General features: G+C 66.1%; 7 protein-coding genes. 3 read left to right on the top strand and 4 right to left on the bottom strand.

Going from position 1 to position 6,456, the window contains the following annotated elements; genetic code table 11:
* Both AUC69_RS14575 and AUC69_RS14570 read right to left on the bottom strand, forming a co-directional pair.
* The coding region (locus AUC69_RS14575; protein WP_204377338.1) for a TrbL/VirB6 family protein at positions 1–687 on the bottom strand (687 nt) is incomplete at its 3' end.
* A 359-nt stretch (positions 688–1,046) separates the two neighbouring features.
* A complete protein-coding gene (locus AUC69_RS14570) occupies positions 1,047–1,325 on the bottom strand; it encodes a hypothetical protein (RefSeq protein ID WP_069442788.1) in 279 nt (92 codons plus the stop codon).
* 158 nt (positions 1,326–1,483) lie between these two features.
* Between AUC69_RS14570 and AUC69_RS17595 the strand changes: the two genes are divergently transcribed.
* The 3 genes from AUC69_RS17595 to AUC69_RS14550 all read left to right on the top strand — a co-directional run bounded on the left by AUC69_RS17595 (position 1,484) and on the right by AUC69_RS14550 (position 3,793).
* Positions 1,484–2,059, top strand: coding sequence for a hypothetical protein (locus AUC69_RS17595; protein ID WP_069442787.1), 576 nt, complete (start codon positions 1,484–1,486; stop codon positions 2,057–2,059).
* Positions 1,965–3,107, top strand: coding sequence for a S10 family serine carboxypeptidase-like protein (locus tag AUC69_RS14560; protein WP_069442786.1), 1,143 nt, complete (start codon positions 1,965–1,967; stop codon positions 3,105–3,107). Before AUC69_RS17595 ends, AUC69_RS14560 begins: the two co-directional genes overlap by 95 nt.
* Positions 3,108–3,550: 443 nt before the next feature.
* Entirely contained in the window at positions 3,551–3,793 is a 243-nt protein-coding gene (locus tag AUC69_RS14550) for a hypothetical protein (RefSeq protein ID WP_069442784.1), read from the top strand.
* A 27-nt stretch (positions 3,794–3,820) separates the two neighbouring features.
* On the opposite strand, the gene AUC69_RS14545 is transcribed toward AUC69_RS14550, so the two are convergent.
* Together AUC69_RS14545 and AUC69_RS14540 are read right to left on the bottom strand one after the other, a co-directional pair.
* Positions 3,821–5,359 (bottom strand): sodium:solute symporter family transporter, encoded by a 1,539-nt coding sequence (locus AUC69_RS14545; RefSeq protein ID WP_069442783.1) that lies wholly within the window; start codon positions 5,357–5,359, stop codon positions 3,821–3,823.
* A 26-nt stretch (positions 5,360–5,385) separates the two neighbouring features.
* Positions 5,386–6,327, bottom strand: a complete 942-nt coding sequence (locus tag AUC69_RS14540) for a hydrogen peroxide-inducible genes activator (protein ID WP_069442782.1) — start codon at positions 6,325–6,327, stop codon at positions 5,386–5,388.
* Positions 6,328–6,456: the final 129 nt, after the last annotated feature.

The following is a 6,456-nucleotide window of genomic DNA, read 5'->3' as shown; positions in this document are numbered from 1 at the left end:
CGCGCTCTTCGCCGACGCCAGGGCAAACCCGCTGCCGAGCGACCGGCTGGCCGAACGGCCGGCGGCCCCGGCCTTGGACGCCACCAGCGAAGACCCGGCGGCCAGCGTCGAGCCGCCGGCGCGGGCGGACGCCTGCGCCTTGGCCCCGGTCCATGCGAGCCCCGCCGACATCATCGCCGCGAACCAACGCCCGGCGGCGGACAGTTGTGCACCCGTAAAGCGCAAGCCCGCCGCGACGAGACGCGCGACATAGCCCGCGAAGGCGGCGATCAACGCCCCGGCATATTTGAACCCGGCGACGATCTTGGCGACGGCGAGCAGGACCAGGGACCGGACGAAGAGTAGCGCCGCCCATGTCGCCTGCTGCACCGCGCGCGTCGCCCGTTGACGCATGAGTTGCCGGCGGCGCTTGGTGCGCTCCCGCCGGGCGGCGGCGACCCGGTGCTCACGCTGACGCTGTAGCCAGCGCTCGTGCCGGGCGCGGTCGCGATCGACGGCGGCGCTCTGCGCCTGCAGCCAGCGCTTGTGGTCGGTCAGGTCCTCTTTGGCGGTGGAGAGGAACGCGCCGGACTTCGCGGCGGTATCCTGGGCCGCGGCGACCGATGCCTCGAGCGCGGCTGTTTCCCTCGACTCAGCGTCGTCTTCCCGCGTCGACCAGGCACGTTTTTTGCGCATCGGACTGGCCATGCAGAGAGGCTCCGCTAGAACCCGAATCCAGGTCGAGCCTCATGGGTTACAAGACTCATCCCTACTCATCCCCGAGGACGCTAAACAACGGAACGCTAAACAAAGGGCGCCGTGACGGGGCTTCCGCCCCGACGAACCGGAGTCTTTGGCCGCGACGGCCTACCGTAGGAGATCGCCCCCGCCTCGAACAAGGCGCTTTTGCGCCGCCCCACGCTTGGAGGGCACCTAAAGAAACGGCAGGCTGTTGGCCGTCAGATCTCCGCTCGCCTCAGCTTAGCGGTCAAACCCATTGGGGCCAACGGCCAAACTCGGGATCGCATGATTTTGTAAGAAGGGTGTGGCGGGAAACGCGCTCACGCTCACAAATCGTCGAGACCGCCCAACACCCGGTCGAAATCCCGGCGCTTCTGGTACTCGATCTCGGCCTTCTGGGCACGCTTGTTCGCCAATTCCTGGCGGCAGGCATCATATTCGGCGCTTCCCGGGTCGCCTTTAGGGCGGCAAGCTGCCTCCTCCTCCGCATCCTTGGCCACCTGTTGGGCCACACGATCTGCGCGGATCTCCTCCCGATCGGCGCAGCCGAAAAACCCCGTCGCCATCGGTGCAAGCAAGGCCAAGATGAAGGCTTTTCTCACCATGGACCCGTTGCTGCTCTCAAATGATGGCGCGGTGATGGTGGTAGCCGGCAAGGACTGTCACGGATTTCCGCGCCTTGAGACTGCCCGCTTGCTTGCATAAGTCTGTGATGCCCCCCTCGCAAGGGCCATTGCCGTCTCCAGCCAGAGAGCACATCAAAGTGACAGACGCTTCTCGACGCCACCTCGCCGGACCAGTCTGCCTAGCCGCCTTCCTTGCCGCCTTCGCCGTCTTCTCCGGCGCGCGAGCCGAGGACGTCCACGCGCCCAGGCCCGAGCCCAAGCCCGTCACTCAACAGTCCGCGCCCGAGGGGCAAGCCAAGGGGCAAGAAAGCAACGACGGGAGCAAGGACGAGAGCCAAGAGGCGGCAAAACCGCTCCTGCCGCCCGCCGTGACCACGTCCCACACGCTGCAACAGGGCAGCGCCGCCTTGACCTACAGTGCCGTCGCCGGCGCCCTCCCGCTCCACGAGAAGGGCAAGATCACGGCCGAGATCTTCTACGTCGCCTATACCAAGTCGCCCGCCGACACCGGCCGCCCCGTCACCTTCGTCTTCAACGGCGGTCCGGGCGCGGCCTCCGCCTATCTCCATCTCGGCGCGATGGGCCCGAAGATCATCGAGGCCACGGACAACGGGGGAATTGCTCGGGCCGCCGCCGCGCCTCGCCGACAACGACGCGAGCTGGCTTTCCTTCACCGACCTGGTCTTCGTCGATCCGGTGGGCACCGGCTATAGCCGCGCCGCGGGCGAGAAGAAGGAGTCGGATTTCTGGGGCGTGAAGCAAGACACCGAGTCGCTCGCCGAATTCATCCGGCTCTATCTCATCGACAACAATCGCATGGCCTCGCCCGTGTTCCTCACCGGCGAGAGCTATGGCGGCTTCCGCGCCGCGACCATCGCCCGCGAGTTGCAGAAGACCACCGGCATCTCGCCGAGCGGGCTGGTGCTCGTGTCACCCGCGCTCGAGTTCTCCATGATCCACGGCGAGGACTACGACCCAATGCTTTGGGCGCTGGCGCTGCCCTCTTACGCCGCCGTCAAGCTCGAGAGCGACGGCGTCACCGGGCGGCAAGCGCTTAAGGATGCGTTGGCCGACGCCGAAAACTATGCCCTGTCCGATTACCTAGTGGCGCTGGCTTCGGGCGCCGAGCAAGGCGGCAAGACGGCAAGCGCCCGCGTGGCGGAATTGACTGGTCTGCCCCTGGACAAGGTGGAACAGCACCTGGCGCGTGTCTCGCCCTCTGTGTTCATCAAGGAGTTCGACCGCGACGGCGGCCAGCTGTTGAGCCGCTATGACGGCAGCGTCAGCGGCCCCGATCCGCATCCCTCGAGCGCATGGCCGCACGGCCCCGACCCCGTGCTCGACGCCACGATCCCGCTATGGAGCGCGGCCTTCGTCGACTACGCCCAGACTGACCTCGCCTATAGGACCGACGAGCCCTACCGCCTGCTCAATCGCGACGTGCGCAACAAATGGGATTTCGGCACCAGCCCGACACGGCAAGGCTATGCCGGGGTGCTCGACGACATCCAGGAGGCCCGCGCTTCCAACCGCGCGCTCGAAGTGATGATCGCCACCGGCTACACCGACCTCATCACGCCTTACATGGTGCCGACCTATCTCGTGGGGCAGCTGCCGCCGCTCAAGGGCGCGACGCCGATCACCATTGAGGACTATGCCGGCGGGCATATGCTGTATTTGCGCCCCGACTCCCGGCGCGACCTGAAGGCCGATGTGGAAGCGATGTACCGCCGGGCGCTGTCGGCGGCGTCGCAAGGCTGACTACCGCCGGCGCATGCGTGTCACGGGTGAACCATACGGGATGATCGGGTAGACTTGCGATTCTACACGCAGGCGACGAAGGGATCTGCAGTGCCTGTTCGACGCATCGCTTTGGCCTCGATAGCGCTTCTGGCGCTGGCCGCTCCGTGCATCGCCGCGGAGGATGCGCCCGCGCCCGAGCCGCCGAAATGGCGCGAATTCCACTTCTCGGAGCGGGGCTTCGTCGCCTCGTTTCCCGGCGCGACCGCCAAGCCCAAAGCGGTGAGCACGCCGGTCTCCGGCCAGAACCCGCTGCTCCAGCACGACTATCAAGTGAGTGTCAGCGACGACACGGTCTATAGCGTGGTGGTCTTCGAATATCCGGAAGCCGGGCGCCCAGCCCACCGAAACCCGACTATTTCGCCAAGGTCGTCAACGCCTATGCCAAGGGCAGCGGCACGAAGGTGCGCAACAAGGGCGCCAAGACCATCGACGAGCGGCCGGGCTACGAGGCCATTGCCGAGGACGGCAGAGGCAAGCTCAATCATCTCGTCGATCTGGTGGCCAACGGCGACCGGGTCTACATGCTGGTGTCCGCCGGACCCAAGGGCCACGCCAAGAGTGACGGGGCCGAACGCTTCCGCGACAGCTTCCGCCTCCTCGGCGGACCGCCACCGCCCGGCGCCGCCAGCGCCTCGGTCGAGTAACGATCGCCTCCGGCTTCGCTTCCGGGTTCAGACGGTCCGCTCGCGCAAGCCCTTCACGAAGCGCTGCACGTCCTCGGACGGCGCCGCCGTGAACAGGCTCACGCCGATCATCACGAGGAAGCCCACGGGCACCGCGAAGAGCCCTGCGAAGGCCCCCCGCACACCCCACCAATTGGCGATCGGGCGCGCCGCGGCGTCCCATTTCGCCAGCACCGCCTCCTGCGCGGCCCCATTGGTGAGATAGTAGCTCTGCTGCAACGACTCATAGGCCGACCTCTGCGCGTCGGTCGCATTGGAGAAGACGCTCGACGACTCGAAGAAGGCGAACGGGATCGTGTGCGGCGCGATCATGTAATAGAGACAGACGGCGAGCCCGGCGATCATGCCTGCAAGCGCTGCGTCCGCGCTGGCGCGCTTCCACCACACGCCGAGCACGAGCGCCGGCAGAAAGGCGCTGGCCGCCAGTGACAACGCCGCCGCAGTGCCCGTCAACATCGCTTGCGGCTCGGCCATCGCGGCAAGCGCGGCGAGCCCCGCCACCAAGATCACCGACAGGCGCGCCACGAACAGCCGCCGCCGGGTAGATGCCGTGGGGTGCGCATCCTTGAAGTAGAGGTCGTAGGAGACCGCGTTGGCGATGCACAGGGCGAGCGCGCTGCCGACGGCGAGCAGCCCGGCGATCGCCGCCACTGTCAGCACCCCCTCGGCGATCATCGACAAGTTGTCACCGCTCTTTACCCAGGCCGCCTCGAACAGCGCGGCAAAGGCCGGTGCGGCCAAGCACAGCGCCCCGGCGAAGAGCACGCTGACGAAAAACGAAGTCCGCGCGTTGCCGGGCGTGGGGGTCGTGAAGCTCCGCATGAGGAGAAACGGCAACGAGGCGGTCCCTGCCGCCAGGCAGCAGATCAGGGCGAAGCGGTTGACCGCGTCGTCTTGCGCGAAATCTTGCAGTCCGAGGCCTGGGATCACCTCATCGATCAGCAACTGGCTTTCGCCGAGCAGCGTTTCCGCCTGCCAGAGCACGACCATGACCGCGGTCAGCGAGGCTGCCAGCAGCAGGGCATATTGAGCGATCTGCGACAGGCTCAGCGAGCGCATGCCACCGATCAGCGTGCACACCAGGATCATCGCGACGCCGAAGCCGATGCCAGTGACGGCCGGTAGGGAGAACAGCGCGGCGCTAAGCATGCCGAAACCGAGCAGCACGGTGGCGAGTGCCGGAAAAGAGCAGAGAATGATGGCCAGCACCGCGAGCGGCCGGATCTTGTCGCCACCGAAACGCTCGGCGAGAAAGTCCGGCAGCGTGTAGCCGCCATAGGCACGCAAGTAAGGCGCGAGCAGCACTCCGGCCACGATCAGGCCTGCGCCGCCGCCCAGCAGCAATGTCGTGACGCCCTGCCAATCGGGGCCCAGTCCGCCGGCCAAGCCGACGAACACCAGCACCGCCATGAAGGAGGCTGCGATAGCCATGCCGTTGAACATGGCGGGCATCAGCCGCGCCGCCACGTAGAAGTCGGACACCGGCCGCGCCACGCGCACGAGACCCGCCCTGGCGAAGATCAACACTGCCAAGAGGATCGAGATTTGGGTGCTTAACGTTTTCGGCCTCCGTTCTTCTTGGGCTTTGTAGGCTTCTTGGTTGGCTTCGGCAGGATCTCGCAGAGCAGCTTACCGAACTGCGCGAACTCGTCCTTACGCGGCGAGGTCTTGCGCCAGGCGAGCCCGATCTCGCGTTTGGGCTCCGGCGCCGGAAAACGCAACAGGCGAATATCGCCGCCGCGGTGAATCTCGCTCTCGATGGCCATCTCCGGCAACAACGTGACGCCATAGCCGTTCGCCACCATCTGCACGATGGTGGCCAAGCTCGACGCGCCGAAGCTCTCGCGCGCCTCGCGCGTCATCATGTGACAGTAGGACAGCGCCTGGTCGCGCAAGCAGTGGCCCTCCTCCAACAGCAGCAGCCTCTCATCGGCAAGCATGTCCGGCGTGGCGCCCCGCAGCTTCGCGTTCTCAGGTGTGGCCTGTGTCGCCAGGATGAAGCTGTCGGCGAACAGATATTGCGTCTCCACCTCGGGATCGTCGATCGGCAAGGCGACGAGAATAACGTCGAGATCGCCGGTCACAAGCTCATGCACGAGGTTTTCCGTCACCGTCTCGCGCAACTGGAGCTTGAGGGCCGGAAAGCGCTTTTGTAAGGCGGGCAAGGCGGCCGGCAGGAGATAGGGTGCGATCGAGGGGATGGCGCCGAGCTTGAGCACGCCCGACAGCAAGCCCTCCTGCTGCTTGGCGTAGTCGACGAGATCGCGCACCGAGGCGAGGATGCTGCGCGCCGCCCGGGCCACCTCCACCCCTTTCTCGGTCAGCTCCACGCCGGACTTGCGCCGCTCCACGAGGCTGAGCTGGAGCTCGTCCTCCAGCTCCTTGATCTGCATGCTGAGCGCCGGCTGGCTGACGGCGCACGCCTCCGCCGCGTGGCGGAAGTGCCGCGTCTCGGCGAGCGACTCGAGATAGCGAAGCTGCCTGAGGGAAACCATGGCGATAAGGAGCGCTTATGCTTTCTATAAGGAAATACGATTGGAAATTATCATGACACGATCGCATATTCCAATCGCAGAGTCGGGCGATCCTTTGAGTTCGGGTTCGCAAAACGTTCAAGGGACCGT

It is taken from the genome of Methyloceanibacter superfactus (assembly GCF_001723305.1).
GTDB lineage: Bacteria > Pseudomonadota > Alphaproteobacteria > Rhizobiales > Methyloligellaceae > Methyloceanibacter > Methyloceanibacter superfactus.
Note: the sequence above shows the minus strand (reverse complement) of the source record. Positions and strands in the feature narration are given on the sequence as shown.

Coding starts and splice junctions, on each gene's coding strand:
- AUC69_RS14570 (WP_069442788.1), bottom strand. CDS start 1,325: ATGGTGAGAAAAGCCTTCATCTTGGCCTTGCTTGCACCGATGGCGACG.
- AUC69_RS14540 (WP_069442782.1), bottom strand. CDS start 6,327: ATGGTTTCCCTCAGGCAGCTTCGCTATCTCGAGTCGCTCGCCGAGACG.